The organism is Streptomyces sp. B1I3, assembly GCF_030816615.1.
In the GTDB taxonomy this organism is placed as follows: Bacteria; Actinomycetota; Actinomycetes; order Streptomycetales; family Streptomycetaceae; genus Streptomyces.
This window is the reverse complement of sequence record NZ_JAUSYD010000001.1, coordinates 4458643-4478212: the sequence shown is the minus strand read 5'-3', so window position 1 is coordinate 4478212 and position 19570 is coordinate 4458643. Positions and strand designations below refer to the sequence as shown.

Here is a 19570-nt window from a genome sequence, read left to right as displayed (position 1 = left end):
CCCAAGGTTCGGCCCGCGGGGTCTCCCGCGGGGGTCGGCCCGTGCTCGTCGTGATGTACGGGCACGGCCCTGACGGCCCGCTGACACCGGCCACTGTCAGTTGGCTGTCAGGTGACGGCAGCAGCATGGCAGGTGAGGGCTCGGTGTGTGCCCGGTTGTCAGTCACGATCCACGGGAGAACCCGTGGAGCGGGGGCTGCTGGTACGGCCCTCCAGGGGACACGTCCGCCTGACCGCCGGAGCCCACGGCCGCCCGTACGAGCTCCCGGCGGGGCACCCCCTGCCGTGCGTGAACTCTCGGCGATGACCGCGCAGACAGCAACTTCCGGGCATATCCCGTCTGTTGGTGATCGGCCGCGTCGCCCTCGTGTCGGCGACGAGGTCTTACGCGGGCCATGCATCGCTCGCCCATTCCCCCGGCAGGGCGCGCACGGGGTGGTGACAGGAGATGGTGGATCACAGGTCCACGCCCGCGACAGGCGTACGTGGAGAGGTGGACGAGCCGGCTCCGGACTCCCCGCACCGCCGCCTGCCGGCCCCCCGGCTGGGGCGCGTGATCCTGGTCGCCGCCCTGCTCTGCTACGTCGGCGTCACCATGCTCAACATCCAGGTGAAAAGCAAAAGCCCCAGGTCACGGCGAGTGAGTCCTGGGGCTTTCACAGAGCCGCCTTCGGGATTCGAACCCGAGACCTACGCATTACGAGTGCGTTGCTCTGGCCAACTGAGCTAAGGCGGCACGCTCTGGCGCACCATGGTGCGGTCAGCAGCGACGCCAAGTCTACACAGTTTCCGAGGGTGCTTCGTACCGCCTGCCCGGGCGACCGTAACCGCAGGTCAGGAGCACTTCTTCCCGTCCTCGGGCGGGGTGCCGTCGAGGAGGTAGGTGTTGATCGCCGTGTCGATGCAGTCGCTGCCCCGGCCGTACGCGGTGTGGCCGTCGCCCGCGTAGGTGAGAAGGGTTGCGGAGGAGAGCTGGTCCGCGAGGGACTCGGCCCACTTGTAGGGGGTGGCCGGATCGCGTGTGGTGCCGACCACGACGATCGGGGCGGCGCCCTCGGCCTCGGTGCGGCGGGGGGAGCCGGTGGGGGCGACGGGCCAGGACGCGCAGTTGAGGGCCGCCCAGGCGAAGCCCCTCCCGAAGACCGGGGACGCCTCTTCGAAGGCGGGCAGCGCCTTCTCGACCTCGGGGGGGCCGGAGAAGGCGGGGGCCAGGTCAAGGCAGTTCACGGCGGCGTTGGCGAACATGAGGTTCGCGTACGTACCGCCGGGGCCGCGCTCGTAGTAGCTGTCGGCCAGGGCGAGCAGCTGTGAGCCGTCGCCGCGCTTCACTCCGGTGAGTGCCTCACGGAGCTGCGGCCAGGCGCCCTCGTCGTACATGGCCGCGATCACACCGGTGGTGGCCAGGGACTCGCCCAGCTTCCGGGACTCGCCCGTCGCGACGGGATGGGCGTCCAGGTCGGTGAAGAGCTTCTTCAGGGCCTTCGCGGCGGCGTCGGTGGACTTCGTGCCGAGCGGGCAGTCCTGCTTCCTCACGCAGTCGGCGGCGAACGACTGGAACGCCGTCTCGAAGCCGGCGGTCTGGTCGCGGTTGATCTCGATCGCGGGAAGCGAGGGGTCCATCGCCCCGTCGAGGACCAGACGACCCACCCGGTCCGGGTACAGGTCGGCGTACGTCGCACCGAGGAAGGTGCCGTACGAGGCGCCCACGTAGTGGAGCTTCTCGTCGCCGAGCAGGGAGCGCAGAATGTCCATGTCCCGTGCCGCCTCCACGGTGGACACGTGCGGGAGGACGTCGCCGGAGTGCTTCTCGCAGCCTTGCGCGAACTTCTCGTAGGCCCTCTTGAGCGCGGCGGTCTCGGCGTCGTCGTCGGGTGTCTGGTCCACCTGGGTGTAGGCGTCCATCTCCTTGCCGGTCAGGCAGGTGACGGGCTCGCTGCGCGCGACTCCGCGCGGGTCGACGGCCACCATGTCGTACCGGGCGCGCAGGGGGGCGGGATAGCCGATGGCCGCGTACCCCTGCAGGTAGGCGACGGCCGAGCCGCCCGGTCCGCCCGGGTTGACCAGGAGGGAGCCGATCCGGCTGCCCGGTCCCGTGGCCTTCTTCCGGGAGACGGCCAGCTCGATGTCCCCCTCGTCGGGCTCGCCGTAATCCAGCGGAACCTTCATCGAGGTGCACTGGAAGCCCTCCACACCACAGTCCCGCCAGCGCAGCTTCTGACCGTAGTACGGCTCGAGGTCCTCGGGGAGGGCCGAACCCGTCGCCGACGCGCTCGGCGCCGAACCACCGCTGCTGCAGCCGGAGACGAGAAGGCCGGCCGTGGCGAGCGTGGTGGCGAGGATACGGAGCAGACGCCTGGTGTCCATCCCCGGAGCGTAACCGCAGGGCGACGACTCAACCGATTCCCTGCTCATACGGGTGAATTCGCACGTGGCACCGCCACCGTCCCGCCGTGGGCCACCCGCTTCGCGTCCGTCGCCCCGGGGCTCAGCCAGCCCGGAGGGCCATGGTCATCGCCTCGACCGCGAGCAGGGGCGAGACGTTGCGGTCCAGGGCGGCGCGGCAGGCGATCACGGCCTCTATGCGCCGCAGGGTGCGTTCGGGGGTGGACGACTCGACGACGCGGTCGATGGCGTCGCGCACATCGGTGTTGGCGAGCGCCAGCTGCGATCCCAGCTGCAGCGCCAGCACATCGCGGTAGAAACCGGTGAGCTCGGTGAGTGCGAGATCGAGGCTGTCGCGCTGCGTACGCGTCCTGCGCCGCTTCTGCTTGTCCTCCAGCTCCTTCATCGCGCCGGCCGTGCCACGCGGCATCCGGCCACCGGCGACGCCGCCGAGCGCCGTCTTCATGTCCTCGGTCTCCTTGACGTCGACCTCCTCCGCGACCTGCTTCGCGTCGTCGGAGGCCGTGTCGATCAGCTCCTGGGCCGCCTTGAGGCAGCCGCCGACGTCATGGACGCGCAGCGGGAGCTTGAGCACGGCGGCGCGGCGGGCGCGGGCCCGCTCGTCCGTGGCGAGGCGGCGGGCCCGGCCGATGTGGCCCTGCGTGGCCCGGGCGGCGGACGCGGCGCGCTCCGGGTCGATTCCGTCGCGCCGGATCAGTACGTCGGCGACGGCGTCGACCGGGGGCGTGCGCAGCGTGAGATGGCGGCAGCGCGAGCGGATCGTGGGCAGGACGTCCTCGAGCGAGGGCGCGCAGAGCAGCCACACCGTGCGGGGCGCGGGCTCTTCCACCGCCTTCAGCAGGACGTTGCCGGCGCCCTCGGTCAAGCGGTCGGCGTCCTCCATGACGATGACCTGCCAGCGGCCGACGGCCGGGGACAGCTGTGCGCGGCGGACCAGCTCACGGGTGTCCTTGACGCCGATCGAGAGCAGGTCCGTGCGGATCACCTCGACGTCCGCGTGGGTGCCGATGAGAGCCGTGTGGCAACCGTCGCAGAACCCGCAGCCCGGGGCGCCGCCCAGGGCACGGTCCGGACTGGTGCACTGCAGCGCCGCCGCGAAGGCACGGGCGGCGGTGGACCGGCCGGAGCCCGGCGGGCCGGTGAACAGCCAGGCGTGGGTCATCTTGGACCCCGGGGGGACCGTCGCCCCCGCGGACTGGGCGGTGACGAGCGCATCGGCGTCCCGGGCGGCGGCACCGAGCTGCTCCTGCACTCGGTCCTGTCCGACCAGGTCGTCCCATACGGTCATGGGTCACCGCCCTTCCGGTGGGTGTGGTGCGGGGAAAGCCGGATTCCCATTGTGCGGGACGGGTCCGACAATCCCCGCCTTCCGGCCGTCCCGGCCCCGGTCCCTCCCCGGCCCCCGCCGGGCCCCTTCCGAGGTCAGCCGCGCGGCCGGCGGCCGCCCCGGCCCGGCCTTCCCCGGCCGTCGTCCTCCTGGCCGCCGAGCAGTTCGTCCGCCAGGCTCGGCAGATCGTCCAGCGGTGTCTCCTCCGCCCAGTCGGGGCGGGGACGCTGCCGGCCGCCACGGCCCTGCCCGGCCTGCGGCTCCTCGCCGACCTGGGGGAGTTCGCGCGTGCGCTCGTTCTCGCCCTCCACGTCGCGCCCGGCGGGGCGCCCGTCACGGAAGGTGCCCGGCGGCACCCGGTCCTCAGGGCCGTCGTCGCGCACGGGCGGCAGGACGGCCGTCTCGTCCGCGTCACGTGCCGGACGGTCCGACGGGCGGGCGAGCGGCACCTGCTGCGTGATCTCGTTCGGATTCACGACCGGGGTCGGCACCGTGAGCTCGTTGTCCTGGACGGACGACGAGGGCGAGGACGCCTCGGACCGCCGCGCCGCGGCCGCGGCGGCCGCCGCGCGGGCTGCCGCGTCCTCCTCGGCCCTGCGTCGCGCCTCCTCGGCCCGTACGAGCGCCTCCTCCGCCTTGCGCTGCTTCTCCAGGCGGAGTTCCTCCGCCTCCTTGCGCAGCCGGGCCTCTTCCGCGGCCTGCGCGCGCAGCCGCTCCTGCTCCGCCTCGCGCATCCGCTCCTCGGCCTCGAGGCGTGCCCGCTCCTCCTCGGCACGGCGACGGGCGTCCTCGGCACGCTGCCGGGCCTCCTCCGCCTGCCGCTCGGCCTCACGCCGGCGCGCCTCTTCCTCCTCGCGGCGCCTGCGCTCCTCCTCCTCGGCACGGAGCTTGGCGAGCTGGGCCTGCCGCTCACGCTCCAGCCGCTCCTCCTCGGCCTTGCGGGCGGCCTCTTCCTCGGCCTTGCGCCGCGCCTCTTCCTCCGCCGCCCTGCGGGCCTCCTCCCGTGCCTGGATCTCGGCTTCGGAGAGGGGCAGGAGCTGGTCGAGCCGGTGGCGTACGGCGGTGGTGATCGTCCCGGGTTCCTGACCGGCGTCCACCACCAGGTAGCGGGACGGGTCGGCCGCGGCGAGGGTGAGGAAACCCGACCGCACCCGGGTGTGGAACTCCGCCGGCTCGGACTCCAGGCGGTCGGGCGCCTCGGTGAAGCGTTCCCGCGCCGTCTCGGGGTCGACGTCCAGCAGCACCGTCAGGTGTGGGACGAGTCCGCTCGTCGCCCACCGCGAGATCCGGGCGATCTCGGTCGGGGAGAGGTCCCGGCCCGCGCCCTGGTAGGCGACGGACGAGTCGATGTAACGGTCGGAGATGACGATCGCACCGCGCTCCAGCGCCGGCCGGACGACCGAGTCGACGTGCTCGGCACGGTCGGCGGCGTACAGCAGGGCTTCGGCCCGGTTCGACAGCCCGGCCGAGGACACGTCGAGCAGGATCGAACGCAGACGCTTGCCGATGGGGGTCGCCCCGGGCTCGCGGGTGACGACGACCTCGTGGCCCTTGGCCCGGATCCACTCGGCGAGCGCCTCGACCTGGGTGGACTTGCCGGCTCCGTCGCCCCCCTCGATGGCGAGGAAGAAGCCGGTCGCGGCAGGGGCGACCGCGGGTTCACCGCCGCGGAGCGCCTCACGCAGGTCCCGGCGGAGCGGCACTCCGGCACGGTCGTCCGTCCTGGCCAGGACGATCACGGCGACGGGCAGCAGCAGGGCGCCGATGAGCATGAGCGCGAACGCGGCTCCGCCGTGGGCGAAGACGAAGTCGCCGGAACCGAGACGGTGGCGTCCGATGGCGGCGGCGAGCACCGGGCCCCCCACCGCGCCGAGTGCGATCAGCACCCGCACGACGGCCTGCAGGTGCTCCGCCGTCCTGGCCTGACGGGACGGCTCGGTCTCCTGGTCGACGATCGTGTGCCCGATGTGTGCGGCGACACCGGCCGAGTAGCCGGCGAGCAGTGCGATCAGCAGCACGGTCGCCGTGTCCGGTACGAGTCCGAGCGCGAGGATCGCGATCCCGGTGACGGCGGTGGCGAGGGCCAGCAACCGGCGCCGCGACAGTGCCGGCAGCACCTTGCCCGCCGTACGGATGCCGAGCGCGGCCCCGCCGGTCAGGGCGAGGACGAGAAGGGCGAACGTGGCGGGCCCGCCGCCGAGGTCGGCCGCGTGCAGCACGGAGACGGCGGCAGCGGCGGCGACCGCCCCGGCGATCGCGGCGCACGCGCCGACGACCAGCGGGAGGCTGCCGGTGCGCCCCTTGTCCGGACCCGCGCCGGTGGCCGGTCGCCGCAGGCCCTCCAGGGGCGAACGCGGGCGGGGCGTCGGGGTGCCGGGAAGTGTGAGGAAGTACAGGGTCGAGATCGATGCCGCGAACAGCCCGGCCGCGATGTACGAGCCGAGCGCCGCCTGGTGGAAGGAGAACCAGTCCAGCCCCGAGCCGAGGAGGTTGCCGACGAGCGCGGCGACCAGGAGTACGGCCGCGGCGGCGGGGACGGCCAGGAAGTTCGTGCGCAGGGACAGCCGGCGCAGGGCCTCGTGGTGGTCGGGCAGCGGGCGCACCGCGGCGCCCTCGAGGGGCGGGCCGGGCAGCAGCGCGGGGGCCGCGCTCTCCTTGGCCACCGACCACAGCCGTTCACCGGCGCCGGTCACGAAGACGGTGACGAGGATCATCATCAGCGCCTTGTCGGGCAGCCAGTCGATCCACAGCGGCGCGATGACGAGCAGAGCGAGCCGCAGCCCGTCCGCCCCGATCATCAGCCAGCGCCGGTCCACGGGCCCGCCGGGCGCCGTGAGCGCCGTCAGCGGCCCCAGGAGTACGGCTCCGAAGAGCACGGTGGAAAGGATCCGGGCGCCGAACACGGCGGCGACGGCGAAGGCCGCCCCGCGGTATCCGGCTCCGAAGGAGCCCTCCAGGACCGCCGCCTGCAGCGACAACAGCACAAGCACGAGAAGGGCGAGTGCATCGCCGATACTGCCGACGAGCTGGGCGCTCCACAACCGCTTGAGCGGAGGGACACGCAACAGGGCTCGTACGGCGCGCTCGCGTGAGTCTGCGGCAAGTGTGTCGGAGGTGGGGCTCACGACCAATGGCTGCTCGGCTCGCGTCATCCGCCCAGCCTATCGGGAGCCGTGCGGTGCCCGGGGGGCGCGTCCGAACAAACGGCCGCCGAGCTCGCGCGAGCGAGGCCTGGGCCGGTCACCGGCACCGGCCGGGACCCGCCCCCAGGGGCCGCTCCCGGCCGTTCCACCGGTTCTCCGCCGGTCCTCGGCAGGCGGGGCCGGCCCCGGTCAGTCCTCCGTGGGCGAGGCCGAGGCAGTCTTCCTCGCCGCCGTCTTCGTCGCCGTGGCCTTCTTCGCCGTCGTCGTCTTCTTGGCAGCCGTCTTCTTCGTGGCCGCCGTCTTCTTCGTCGCGGTGGCCTTCTTGGCGGGCGCCTTCTTCGCCGGGGCCTTCTTCGCCGTCTTCTTCTTCGCGGGCCCCTTGGCCCGCTTCTCGGCGAGCAGCTCGTAGCCGCGCTCCGGCGTGATGGTCTCGACGCTGTCGTCGGTCCTCAGGGTCGCGTTCGTCTCGCCGTCGGTGACGTACGCGCCGAACCGGCCGTCCTTCACGACCACCGGTGCCCCGCTCACGGGGTCGGTCCCCAGTTCCTTCAGCGGTGGCTTGGCGGCCGCCCGCCCGCGCTGCTTCGGCTGGGCGTAGATCGCGAGGGCCTCGTCGAGCGTGATGTCGAAGAGCTGGTCCTCGGACGTCAGCGAACGCGAGTCCGTGCCCTTCTTGAGGTACGGGCCGTAGCGGCCGTTCTGCGCGGTGATCTCGACGCCGTCGGCGTCCTCACCGACGACCCGCGGCAGGGACATCAGCTTGAGGGCGTCGGCCAGCGTCACCGTGTCCACCGACATCGACTTGAAGAGCGACGCGGTCCGCGGCTTCACCGCGTTCTTGCCGGTCTTCGGCGTGCCCTCGGGCAGGACCTCGGTCACGTACGGGCCGTAACGCCCGTCCTTCGCGATGATCTGGTGCCCGGAGACCGGGTCGGTACCGAGCTCGAAGTCGCCGCTCGGTTTCGCCAGCAGCTCCTCGGCGTACTCCACGGACAGCTCGTCGGGCGCCAGCTCCTCCGGCACGTCGGCGCGCTGGTGGCCCTCGGAGTCCTTCTCGCCGCGCTCGATGTACGGGCCGTACCTGCCGACCCGGAGCACGATGTCGTTGCCGACGGGGAACGAGGAGATCTCACGGGCGTCGATCGCCCCCAGGTCGGTGACGAGTTCCTTCAGGCCACCGAGGTGGTCACCGTCGCCGTTGCCCGCGTCGGAGGCCGCGCCCGCGCCGGCGTTGTCGTCACCGGCGCCGAAGTAGAAGCGTCGCAACCACGGCACCGACTGGGCCTCGCCCCGCGCGATGCGGTCGAGGTCGTCCTCCATGCGGGCCGTGAAGTCGTAGTCGACGAGCCGGCCGAAGTGCTTCTCCAGCAGGTTGACCACGGCGAACGAGAGGAACGACGGAACGAGGGCCGTCCCCTTCTTGAACACGTAGCCGCGGTCCAGGATGGTCCCGATGATCGAGGCGTACGTCGAAGGGCGGCCGATCTCCCGCTCCTCGAGCTCCTTGACCAGCGAGGCCTCGGTGTAGCGGGCCGGCGGCTTGGTGGCGTGACCGTCGACCGTGACCTCGTCCGCGGTCAGCGCGTCGCCCTCGGCGACCTGCGGCAGGCGCCGCTCGCGGTCGTCGAGTTCGGCGTTCGGGTCGTCGGCGCCTTCGACGTACGCCTTCATGAAGCCGTGGAAGGTGATCGTCTTGCCGGACGCGGAGAATTCGGCGTCCCGGCCGTCACTCGCCCGGCCGCCGATCTTGACGGTGACGGAGTTGCCGACGGCGTCCTTCATCTGGGAGGCGACGGTGCGCTTCCAGATCAGCTCGTACAGCCGGAACTGGTCGCCGGTGAGACCCGTCTCCGCGGGGGTGCGGAAGCGGTCGCCGGAGGGGCGGATCGCCTCGTGCGCCTCCTGCGCGTTCTTGACCTTCCCGGCGTACGTGCGGGGCTTGTCGGGCAGGTAGTTCGCCCCGTACAGCTGCGTGACCTGCGCCCGGGCCGCGGAGATTGCGGTGTCCGAGAGGGTCGTGGAGTCCGTACGCATGTAGGTGATGAAGCCGTTCTCGTACAGCTTCTGCGCCACCTGCATCGTGGCCTTGGCCCCGAAGCCCAGCTTCCGGCTCGCCTCCTGCTGGAGGGTCGTCGTGCGGAAGGGCGCGTACGGCGAGCGACGGTACGGCTTCGACTCGACCGAGCGGACCGCGAAGGTGGAGTCGGCGAGGGCCGCGGCCAGGGCGCGGGCGTTCGCCTCGTCCAGGTGCAGCGTCTGGGCGGAGCCCTGCTTGAGCTGCCCGTCGGGGCCGAAGTCGCGGCCCTGGGCGATGCGGCGCCCGTCGACCGCGCTGAGGCGGGCGGTGAGCGTCGAGGGGTCGGAGGCGTCACCGGTGCGCCCGGTGGCGAAGGTGCCGGTCAGGTCCCAGTACTCGGCGGAGCGGAAGGCGATGCGCTCGCGCTCCCGCTCGACGACGAGCCGGGTGGCGACGGACTGGACACGGCCCGCGGAGAGCCGCGGCATGACCTTCTTCCACAGGACCGGCGAGACCTCGTAGCCGTAGAGACGGTCGAGGATGCGGCGGGTCTCCTGGGCGTCGACCATGCGCTGGTTGAGCTCGCGCGGGTTTTCGACGGCGGCCCGGATCGCGTCCTTGGTGATCTCGTGGAAGACCATCCGATGGACCGGGACCTTGGGCCTGAGGACTTCCTGCAGGTGCCACGCGATGGCTTCGCCCTCGCGGTCCTCATCGGTGGCGAGGAAGAGTTCGTCGGATTCGGCAAGGAGCTGCTTGAGCTTCCTGACCTGGGCTTTCTTGTCTGCGTTGACGACGTAGATCGGCTGGAAGTCGTTTTCGACGTCCACGCCGAGGCGGCGGACCTCACCGGTGTACTCGTCCGGCACCTCGGCGGCGCCGTTCGGCAGGTCGCGGATGTGCCCGACGCTCGCCTCGACGACGTATCCGGGGCCGAGATAGCCCTTGATCGTCTTCGCCTTGGCAGGCGACTCGACAATGACGAGTCGGCGGCCTGCGGTCTCGCTGGTCGGGGACAACTTCGCTCTTCTCTCCGGTCGGCACTCGTGGGCATCCGGGCAGCGCTGTGACGCTGCCCGCGGTGCTGTCGCTGCGGAGTGTGACGGTACAACCCGCCCCCGTGTCAAACGGCAAAAGCCCGCAACGGCCACTCGAACGGTAACCCGACTTCCGCCATTCCTGCCGCCCGGACTGCCCGGTCCGCACTTCGCAGCGCTCTCACAGGCGCTTTTCGAAGTGGTGTCCGGCCTGTGCGGTGCGGGTGCCCGGCCGGGGAACGGCCCGGCCGGGGATGCGGCTCAGGCGTGGGTGAAACACCACACGCCGAGGACGAGGAACAGCACACCGAAGAGCGTGGCCAGAGCGGTGGAGGCGACGGGGCTCACACCGTGCGCCACCGGCGCGCGCTGGATGGTCCGCGCCCCTGTCCAGACGAGGAGGGCGGCACCGAACAGGGCGAACGCCGTACCGGCGAAGACCGCTGTGACGCCCTCCATGTCCGTTCCCCCCCAAAAACTGTCGGTCCGCGCTCCGGCAGAGGGGAGACTGCCACCTCCCGGCATCACGGGAACGAACCGCGGGTGAACGCCGCACACCCCACGCCCGAACGGCCCGCGCGGGACCGGCGGCCGGAGGGCGGGAGCGCGCCGCCTGGCACGAGAAGACGCAGGTCACGAGGGAGCCGGGGCGTACCGCACGGCGGGTCCGCGCGAGAACGGAACCGCGCGGCACCACACGGCCCGCCGGAGGGGAGGTGCCGCCCGACCGGACGGCACCACCTGGCCGGAGCACCCGGCACCGCCTGGCCCGGCGCCCCGTCACCGCAGGGGCGCGCCGCCCCGCAACGGCTCCAGGAAGCCCTCCTCCACCAGCAGCCGGATCGCCTGCGGAGTGCGATCGCGCAGCAGCACCGGGTCCTCGGCCATCAGCTGGGCGATGGCGTCCAGGATCCGGCCCGCAGGCAGCGAGCCGTCGCACACGCCCGCGAAGCCCGCCCCGACGGCGTCGACCTTGGTGGCCCGGCGCATCCCCCGGTTCTGACGCAGCACCACGTGCTCGGGGTCCTCCGCTCCGGGCAGGCCGACCTGCTCCTGCACGACCTCCTCGGCGAGGGTGAAGTGCGCGGCCAGCAGCGCCGCGTCGTCGTGCTCGCGCAGATAGTCCTGCCGCAGGAAGTGGGCCTCGACGGCCGGGCCGAGGGGCTGTTCGACCGCGTGCGGCCACTCCTCGGCCACCACCGAGGGATGACCGGCCGCGGCCGCGACGGACTTCCTGAGTGTGATCCAGCCGAAACCGACGGCCTTGGTGCTACGCGCTTCGAACTCGTCCAGCCAGGCCTCGTACCGCTGGGCGTACACGGCAGGGTCAGTGCGGTGGTCACCGCTGTCACGCAGCCACAGCTCGGCGTACTGCGTGATGTCCTGCACCTCGCGCTGCACGATCCAGGCGTCACAGCCGGGCGGCACCCAGGCGCGCACCCGGTCCTGCCAGTCCTCGCCCTCCACGTGCTGCCAGTTGGCGAGGAACTGGGCGTAACCTCCCTCGTTCAGCCGGTCGCCGGCCTGCTGCACCAGGGTCCGGCACAGGTCGTCGCCGCCCATGCCGCCGTCGCGGTACGTCAGGCGGGCGCCCGGCGAGATGACGAAGGGCGGGTTGGAGACGATCAGGTCGTACGTCCGGGAGCCGACCGGCTCGAAGAGGGAGCCCTCCCGCAGATCGGCCGGAGCCGCACCGGACAGGGCGAGGGTGAGCCGGGTGAAGTCCAGGGCCCGCGGGTTGACGTCCGTGGCCGTGACCCGGGTGGCGTGCTGGGCGGCGTGGAGCGCCTGGATTCCGGATCCGGTACCGAGGTCGAGGGCGGAGGCCACCGGTCTGCGCACGGTGATCCCGGCGAGCGTGGTGGAGGCCCCGCCCACGCCGAGGACGACCCCTTCCTCGTGCGAGCCGATGCCGCCGGCTCCGCCGACCGCGCATCCGAGGTCGGAGACGATGAACCAGTCCTGTCCTTCGGGCCCGCCGTACGGCCGGACGTCGACGGTCGCACCGATCAGGTCGCCCTCCCGCACCACCCAGCCGTCCTCCAGGCACTCCTCCAGCGGGAGCGCGGCTGCGGCCCGGGCCACGGGGACGGGGCGTTGGAGCAGGAACAGCCGCACCAGGGTGTCGAGCGGTGACTCCCCGCGTGTGGCCCGCAGCGCGGGGACGGTCTCGCTGCGGGCGAGCGCGGCGTAGGCGGGCGCACCGAGCCGCTCGAGGAGCCCGTCGGCGGTGAAAGCGGCGGCGATCAGGGCTTCGCGGAGCCGGGGGGTGCGGGCGGATGCGGGGAGGCTGGTCTTACTCACCCGCCCATTGTCGCCGCTCCCGCCGACAACGGCAGCGGCCCGGCACCCACCAGGGGCGGCCGGGCCGCTGCGAACGCCCTGCGCGGTTACGACTCCTTGGTGGCCGGCGCCGCCGGCGAAGCGGACTTCGACGCCTCCGCCGGAGCGGAGGGGGCGGACGCGGGCGGGGCGGAGGCCGTCGGCTTCTGGCAGCCCTTCTGCTTCGCCATCGCCGAACCGACCTCACCGGACTGAAGCTTTTTCAGCGCCTGGTCACCGTTGGTGCTGATCTTGTTCAGCTCGTCGGCGACGCCCTTGAGGCCGTCGGCGAACTTGGCCTGGTCCTTCGTGTCGAGCGCGTCGACCTTCGTCTTCAGGTTCGCGTAGGCCACCGAGGACGCGTTGAGCTCCTTCACGGCCTCGCGCTGCGTGGTCTCACCGTCGTCCACGGGCGGCGGGCCCGCTGACTCCACGGCCGTACCCAGCGCCTTGTACGCCTGCGAAATCTGCTGGAAGGCAGCCGAGTCGGTCCGCTGGACGTCGGCGGGCTTGCTGTTGTCAGCCGTCTGCTGCTGGATCGCGGCATTGGCGTTCGCGATCTTCTGCAACTGCGGCTGGACCTGGTCGCATACCTTCTTCGCCCAGTCGTTCACCTTGTTGTCGCTGTCGTCGCTGCAGCCCGACAGCGTCAGTACGAGTACCGCACCGCCGGACAGTGCGGCTGCAAGCTTCTTGTTCACCGGATTGGGTCCCTTCCAAGGCTCTCGGCCCCGGAACTTACACGCCAACTGGGCGACATTCAGGCGGCAGCCATCCGATGTACGTGCTTTTGCAGCCATTTGCACCAAGGGAAATGAGGGAGATACAACTCACCCCCGAAGTCGCACATCAGTGCGGGTGCGCCCTGGACCGGGGCCCCTCCGACGGCGTGCGACGTGGGCGGGGCATCAGACAGCCCCGCCCACCCCCTTCCTGATATCGCATCACCCACCTGGTGCGGCCCGCTCGCCCCCGCGCCTCACGAAGCAGCGGCAGGACCGGATGACGTGTCAGCCCGGCCGCCGCCGCTCCCCTCGCCCCCCGGCCCGCCCTCGTCGCCCATGGCGATCCCGCGCCGTTTGGAGACGTAGACCGAGCCGACGATCACGACGAGGGCGAACACGGCCACCCCGGCCCGTACACCCGCGCTCGCGTCCTCGCCGTAACTGAACTGCACCACGGCGGGGGCGATGAGCAGCGCCACGAGGTTCATCACCTTGAGGAGCGGGTTGATCGCCGGCCCGGCCGTGTCCTTGAAGGGATCGCCGACCGTGTCGCCGATGACCGTCGCGGCGTGCGCGTCACTGCCCTTGCCGCCGTGGTGACCGTCCTCCACGAGCTTCTTCGCGTTGTCCCACGCCCCACCGGAGTTGGCGAGGAACACCGCCATCAGAGTGCCGGTGGCGATCGCGCCCGCGAGATACGAGCCGAGCGCACCCACCCCCAGAGTGAAGCCGACGGCGATCGGCGCCAGGACCGCGAGGAGCCCTGGCGTCGCCAGCTCGCGCAGCGCGTCCTTGGTGCAGATGTCGACCACCCGGCCGTACTCCGGCTTCTCCGTGTAGTCCATGATCCCGGGATGCTCGCGGAACTGCCGCCGCACCTCGTGGACCACCGCCCCCGCCGAGCGCGAGACGGCGTTGATCGCGAGCCCTGAGAAGAGGAAGACGACCGCTGCACCGAGGATCAGGCCCACCAGGTTGTTGGGCTGGGAGATGTCCAGGCTCAGCCCCATCTCCCCGGCCCCGGCACCCACGTCCTCGACCGCCGTGGCGATGGCGTCCCGGTACGAGCCGAAGAGTGCCGCCGCCGCCAGGACGGCCGTGGCGATCGCGATGCCCTTGGTGATGGCCTTGGTGGTGTTGCCCACGGCGTCCAGGTCCGTCAGCACCTGGGCCCCGGCACCCGTGACGTCTCCCGACATCTCGGCGATTCCCTGGGCGTTGTCCGAGACCGGGCCGAAGGTGTCCATCGCGACGATGACGCCCACGGTGGTGAGGAGGCCGGTCCCCGCCAGGGCCACCGCGAAGAGCGCGAGCATGATCGATGTGCCGCCGAGCAGGAACGCCCCGTAGACGCCGAGACCGATCAGCAACGCCGTGTAGACGGCCGACTCCAGACCGATGGAGATGCCCGCGAGGATGACGGTCGCCGGGCCGGTCAGCGACGACTTCCCGATGTCGCGGACGGGACGCCGGCTGGTCTCGGTGAAGTAGCCGGTGAGCTGCTGGATCAAGGCGGCCAGCACGATGCCGATGGCGACGGCGACCAGGGCGAACACCCGTGGGTCGCCGCCGTGCGAGGTGATGGCGCTGTCGGTGACCCCGTCCAGCCCGGCGTAGGAGGACGGCAGGTGGACGAACGCCGCCACCGCCACCAGGGCGAGCGAGATCACGGCCGAGACGAAGAAGCCCCGGTTGATGGCCGTCATCCCGCTGCGGTCCGAACGCCTGGGGGCGACCGCGAAGATGCCGATCATCGCGGTGACCACGCCGATGGCCGGCACGATCAGCGGGAAGGCCAGGCCGGCGTCCCCGAAAGCGGCCTTGCCCAGGATGAGCGCGGCGACGAGCGTCACGGCGTACGACTCGAAGAGATCGGCCGCCATGCCCGCGCAGTCGCCGACGTTGTCGCCCACGTTGTCGGCGATGGTCGCGGCGTTACGGGGGTCATCCTCCGGGATGCCCTGTTCGACCTTGCCCACCAGGTCGGCACCCACGTCGGCGGCCTTCGTGAAGATCCCGCCCCCTACCCTCATGAACATGGCGATGAGCGCCGCGCCCAGACCGAATCCTTCCAGCACCTTGGGCGCGTCGGCGGCGTAGACGAGCACGACCGAGCAGGCACCGAGCAGTCCGAGGCCCACTGTGATCATGCCGACCGAACCGCCGGTACGGAAAGCAATCTTCATCGCGTTGTGCGAAACGGCGGTGAGATCCTTTTCCGGCTCACCTTCCGCGGGCGTGGCCTCACGTGCCGCAGCGGCCACACGCACATTGCTGCGAACGGCGAGCCGCATACCGATGTACCCGGTGGCCGCCGAGAAAAAGGCGCCGACCAGGAAGAACAACGAGCGCCCTGCGCGCTGCGACCAGTTGTCGGCCGGGAGCAGGAACAGAAGGAAGAACACGACGACGGCGAAGATGCCGACGGTGCGCAGTTGCCGTGCCAGATAGGCGTTTGCGCCTTCCTGCACGGCCGAGGCGATCTCCTTCATGCGGTCGGTGCCTTCGCCGGCTGCCAGGACCTGACGTGCCAGCAGGCGGGCGACGACCAGTGCGGCAACGGCGACGACCGCGATGACGACGACGATCAACCGGTTGTCATCGGTGAGTGCCGCGGCTGCGAGTGAGGTGGGCCGGCCGGAAGGTGCGGGAACGTGCGTCAGTTCTGCCAGTGGGATGTTGAAGAACTCCGCCATACGTCCTCCTTGACGCTCAGCGCACAAGACGTGGACGGATTGTAGGGAGCAGACCCTGATCAAAACAGTGGATGGTCAATGAAAACGACTTTCGTGCACCCAATGGCAATTGATCGCCACCCGGTTTGCACCCGAACGCAGTAATGGGCCAGACACATGGCGGGCACGAAAACACCCCATTGTCGATCTGGCAAAAACAAAGGGGCCCTGCTCCGCAGGGCCCTACATCAACTACCTCGCGTACCGCCGAACGCGTGCAAGCGCCGAGAACAACGCTCAGGACAACGCGACCGCCGACATCGTCGGCCAGGTCATACGGATCACTTCACCGTCCGCCCCCGAGCGCACTTCCATGTCGTCGACCAAGCCGCTGATGACCGCGAGGCCCATGTCGTCCTCGCTGTCGGCCTCGGGCTCGCCCGGCCCGCTGCCGGTCGCTCCGAGTGAGGACGTGCCGCTTCCCGGGCCGGGGACGTTGTCGCCGACCTCGATGGAGAAAGACTTCTCCTCCTCGGTCAGCACGACCGTGACCGGAGCGGTGATGGCATGGCTGCGATGCAGCCCGACGGCGCGACTGCACGCCTCGCCCACGGCGAGTCTTACCTCGTCGAGCACCGCCTCGTCGACACCTGCCCGGCGTGCCACGGCGGCAGCCACGAGGCGGGCCGTCCTGACGTGCTCGGGCTGGGCGCTGAAGCGGAGTTCAACGGTTGGCATGCCATCCCCCTCGGACGTACGGGTGTACTTCTCAGGGGACCGGGCGTGGCGCCCGGTGTCCCTGCTCTCACTTTCCTCCGGCACCGACGAAGCCGACAGCCGGCCCCGAGGGGTCGACCGCCTGCTCCGGGCGGCACGTCTCGCTGCCGCCCACCGGCCTGCCGTCGCCGGCCGACCGCAGAGCGGCCGACCGTGCGCCGACGGCTCAGTCGGTGGCCGCGACAGCCTCGTCGACCGTGGTGTGAATGGGGAACACCTTGGTCAGGCCCGTGATCCGGAAGATCTTGAGAATGCGCTCCTGGTTGCACACCAGTCGCAGCGAGCCCTCATGGGCCCGGACACGCTTCAAGCCACCCACCAGCACGCCGAGACCGGTGGAGTCGAGGAAATCGACACCTTCCATGTCGACAACCAGGTGGTAGCTGCCGTCATTCACCAACTCGACCAACTGCTCGCGCAGCTTGGGCGCGGTATACACATCAATCTCGCCACCGACCTCGACGACCGTACGGTCGCCACCAGGGCCGGACACATTGCGAGTCGACAGGGACAGGTCCACGGATCCTCCAGCACCTTGCTATCGAGCGGTCGCCCCTCGGTCTCCCCGGCGGAGGCCAGGGGACGGATCGCCAGCCGCGATGGCATTCAATCACTTACCGGCAGCCATGCACGACGCCTTGGGACCATTGTCCGTCACGCCAGTGACACACTCGGTGCCGATGGCCAAGAATCACCGCCCCAGTCGACCACCCGGGAACGCGGGCCCGCGCCCTTCTCCCGAGGTGGTTCTCGACCGGCTCGCCGCAGGGGCGGGCCGGGCAGCGCGCATCACTCATACGGAGCACCTGCCCCCCCGGGCGGGTTCTCATGCCGTCTGGCCGGACCGCATCCGGGCAGAAGTGATCTCGGCAATCGGCCGGGCAGGGATCGACCATCCGTGGACGCACCAGGCGGTCGCGGCGGAGCACGCCCTGTCCGGCGAGTCCGTGGTCATCGCCACCGGGACTGCGTCCGGAAAGTCGCTCGCCTACCTGGCGCCGGTGCTCAGCACCCTCCTCGACGGCTCAGAGGCCCGCAACGGCCGCGGGACGACGGCTCTGTACCTCGCCCCGACCAAGGCCCTGGCCGCGGACCAGAGGCGCGCGGTGAAGGCGCTGGCGGCCCCTCTGGGCCCCGCTGTCCGGCCCGCGGTCTATGACGGGGACACGCCGGTGGAAGAACGCGAATGGGTGCGGCAGTACGCCAACTACGTCCTGACGAACCCGGACATGCTGCACCGGGGGATCCTCCCGTCCCACGCCCGATGGGCCTCCTTCCTGCGCGCCCTGCGCTTCGTCGTCATCGATGAGTGCCACACCTACCGGGGCGTCTTCGGCTCCCACGTCGCCCAGGTGCTGCGACGTCTGCGGCGCCTGTGTGCCCGCTACGGCTCCGATCCTGTCTTCCTCCTCGCCTCGGCCACCTCGGCCCGGCCGGCGGAGGCCGCAGGCCGTCTCACCGGCGTGCCGATCAAGGAGGTCGCCGACGACGCGTCCCCCCGCGGCGAGATGGTCTTCGCGCTCTGGGAGCCCCCGCTGACGGAACTCCACGGCGAGAAGGGGGCTCCCGTGCGTCGTAGCGCCACGGCCGAGACCGCCGACCTCCTGACCGACCTGACCCTCCAGGGCGTCCGCTCGGTGGCCTTCGTCCGCTCCCGGCGCGGCGCCGAGCTCATCTCCGTCATCGCGAAGGAACGACTGGCCGAGGTGGACGGCTCCCTGCCCGCGCGGGTCGCCGCCTACCGCGGCGGTTATCTGCCCGAGGAGCGCCGGGCCCTGGAGCGGGCGCTGCACTCCGGCGAGCTGCTCGGCCTGGCCGCCACCACCGCCCTGGAGCTCGGGATCGACGTCTCGGGACTGGATGCCGTCGTCATCGCCGGCTATCCGGGCACCAGAGCCTCCCTGTGGCAGCAGGCGGGCCGCGCGGGACGCTCGGGTCAGGGCGCCCTGGCCGTCCTGGTGGCGAGGGACGATCCGCTGGACACATTCCTCGTCCACCATCCCGAGGCACTCTTCCAGCAGCCTGTGGAGTCGACCGTCCTCGACCCCGACAACCCGTACGTCCTCGCCCCCCACCTCTGTGCCGCGGCTGCGGAACTTCCGCTGACGCCGGCCGACATCGCGCTCTTCGGCCCCGCAGTACCCGAGCTGCTGCCACAGCTGGAGGCCGCGAAGCTGCTGCGCCGGCGGACGACCGGCTGGCACTGGACCCGCCGCGAACGGGCCGCCGACCTCACGGACATCCGGGGCGGCGGGGGCCGTCCGATCCAGATCGTGGAGGAAGGCACCGGCCGGCTGCTGGGAACGGTCGACGAGTCGGCCGCGCACACCAGCGTCCACGAGGGTGCGGTCCACCTCCACCAGGGCCGGACGTACCTCGTGCGGACTCTGGACCTGCGGGACTCGGTAGCCCTGGTGGAGGAGGCCGTGCCGCCGTACTCGACCAACGCACGCGACACCACCGCCATCACGGTGCTGGAGACCGACAACGAGGTGCCGTGGGGGGACGGCCGGCTCTGCTTCGGCTCCGTCGAGGTCACCAACCAGGTCGTCTCCTTCCTGCGGCGCAGGCTCATCACCGGGGAGGTCATGGGCGAGACGAAACTCGATCTGCCGCCCCGCACCCTGCGCACCCGAGCGGTGTGGTGGACGGTCACCGAGGACCAGCTCGATGCCGCCCGGATCACCCCCGAAATCCTCGGTGGCGCCCTGCACGCGGCCGAACATGCCGCCATCGGGATGCTGCCGCTCTTCGCCACGTGCGACCGATGGGACATCGGCGGCGTCTCCGTACCCCTGCACCCGGACACACTGCTGCCGACGGTGTTCGTCTACGACGGCCACCCAGGCGGCGCGGGTTTCGCCGAGCGGGCCTTCCACACAGCCCGTGGGTGGCTGACCGCGACCCGCCAGGCCATCGAGTCCTGCGAATGTGAGGCCGGCTGCCCGTCCTGCATCCAGTCCCCCAAGTGCGGAAACGGCAACGAACCCCTGCACAAGCGTGGCGCTGTACGTCTCTTGACCGAACTGCTGAGGACCGCACCGCCGGACCCGGAGGCCGGCAGGCACCTGTGGAACACCCAGGAGTAGCCCCTTTCCTGATACCGAGCAGGCCCTCACCGCGTCCAGCTGCACCCTCGCCGACA

Annotated in this window: 11 protein-coding genes and 1 tRNA gene; 1 reads left to right on the top strand and 11 read right to left on the bottom strand. The window is 71.2% G+C overall.

Annotated features, from left to right (window positions below; all coding sequences use genetic code 11):
• Positions 1 to 661: 661 nt before the first annotated feature.
• From QFZ58_RS20585 to QFZ58_RS20535, 11 genes are all read right to left on the bottom strand, one after another.
• Positions 662 to 735, bottom strand: a tRNA-Thr gene (locus tag QFZ58_RS20585).
• Between the two features lie 98 nt (positions 736 to 833).
• Positions 834 to 2363: an alpha/beta hydrolase gene (locus QFZ58_RS20580; protein ID WP_307126371.1), complete on the bottom strand. Its 1530-nt coding sequence runs from the start codon at positions 2361 to 2363 to the stop codon at positions 834 to 836.
• A 121-nt stretch (positions 2364 to 2484) separates the two neighbouring features.
• Entirely contained in the window at positions 2485 to 3690 is a 1206-nt protein-coding gene (locus QFZ58_RS20575; RefSeq protein WP_307126370.1) for a DNA polymerase III subunit delta', read from the bottom strand.
• A 134-nt stretch (positions 3691 to 3824) separates the two neighbouring features.
• Positions 3825 to 6881 (bottom strand): dTMP kinase, encoded by a 3057-nt coding sequence (gene tmk, locus QFZ58_RS20570; RefSeq protein ID WP_307126369.1) that lies wholly within the window; start codon positions 6879 to 6881, stop codon positions 3825 to 3827.
• 180 nt (positions 6882 to 7061) lie between these two features.
• Complete coding sequence (topA, locus tag QFZ58_RS20565) at positions 7062 to 9908, bottom strand: type I DNA topoisomerase (RefSeq protein ID WP_307126368.1); 2847 nt, start codon at positions 9906 to 9908, stop codon at positions 7062 to 7064.
• A 279-nt stretch (positions 9909 to 10187) separates the two neighbouring features.
• Positions 10188 to 10385: a hypothetical protein gene (locus QFZ58_RS20560; protein WP_307126367.1), complete on the bottom strand. Its 198-nt coding sequence runs from the start codon at positions 10383 to 10385 to the stop codon at positions 10188 to 10190.
• 321 nt (positions 10386 to 10706) lie between these two features.
• Positions 10707 to 12230: a class I SAM-dependent methyltransferase gene (locus QFZ58_RS20555; protein ID WP_307126366.1), complete on the bottom strand. Its 1524-nt coding sequence runs from the start codon at positions 12228 to 12230 to the stop codon at positions 10707 to 10709.
• An 86-nt stretch (positions 12231 to 12316) separates the two neighbouring features.
• Positions 12317 to 12949, bottom strand: a complete 633-nt coding sequence (locus QFZ58_RS20550) for a small secreted protein (protein ID WP_307126365.1) — start codon at positions 12947 to 12949, stop codon at positions 12317 to 12319.
• A gap of 278 nt (positions 12950 to 13227) precedes the next feature.
• Positions 13228 to 15669 (bottom strand): sodium-translocating pyrophosphatase, encoded by a 2442-nt coding sequence (locus QFZ58_RS20545; RefSeq protein ID WP_307126364.1) that lies wholly within the window; start codon positions 15667 to 15669, stop codon positions 13228 to 13230.
• Between the two features lie 276 nt (positions 15670 to 15945).
• Positions 15946 to 16386, bottom strand: coding sequence for an ATP-binding protein (locus QFZ58_RS20540; RefSeq protein WP_307126363.1), 441 nt, complete (start codon positions 16384 to 16386; stop codon positions 15946 to 15948).
• A gap of 205 nt (positions 16387 to 16591) precedes the next feature.
• Positions 16592 to 16945, bottom strand: coding sequence for an STAS domain-containing protein (locus QFZ58_RS20535; protein ID WP_003967428.1), 354 nt, complete (start codon positions 16943 to 16945; stop codon positions 16592 to 16594).
• Positions 16946 to 17024: 79 nt separating this feature from the next.
• Between QFZ58_RS20535 and QFZ58_RS20530 the strand changes: the two genes are divergently transcribed.
• A complete protein-coding gene (locus QFZ58_RS20530; RefSeq protein WP_307126362.1) occupies positions 17025 to 19514 on the top strand; it encodes a DEAD/DEAH box helicase in 2490 nt (829 codons plus the stop codon).
• Positions 19515 to 19570 lie beyond the last annotated feature (56 nt).

Excerpts from the sequence above, each read along its gene's own strand:
- QFZ58_RS20530 (WP_307126362.1), top strand. The coding sequence starts at position 17,025 with ATGGCATTCAATCACTTACCGGCAGCCATGCACGACGCCTTGGGACCA.
- QFZ58_RS20575 (WP_307126370.1), bottom strand. The coding sequence starts at position 3,690 with ATGACCGTATGGGACGACCTGGTCGGACAGGACCGAGTGCAGGAGCAG.
- QFZ58_RS20545 (WP_307126364.1), bottom strand. The coding sequence starts at position 15,669 with ATGGCGGAGTTCTTCAACATCCCACTGGCAGAACTGACGCACGTTCCC.
- QFZ58_RS20540 (WP_307126363.1), bottom strand. The coding sequence starts at position 16,386 with ATGCCAACCGTTGAACTCCGCTTCAGCGCCCAGCCCGAGCACGTCAGG.
- tmk (WP_307126369.1), bottom strand. The coding sequence starts at position 6,881 with ATGACGCGAGCCGAGCAGCCATTGGTCGTGAGCCCCACCTCCGACACA.
- QFZ58_RS20560 (WP_307126367.1), bottom strand. The coding sequence starts at position 10,385 with ATGGAGGGCGTCACAGCGGTCTTCGCCGGTACGGCGTTCGCCCTGTTC.
- QFZ58_RS20580 (WP_307126371.1), bottom strand. The coding sequence starts at position 2,363 with ATGGACACCAGGCGTCTGCTCCGTATCCTCGCCACCACGCTCGCCACG.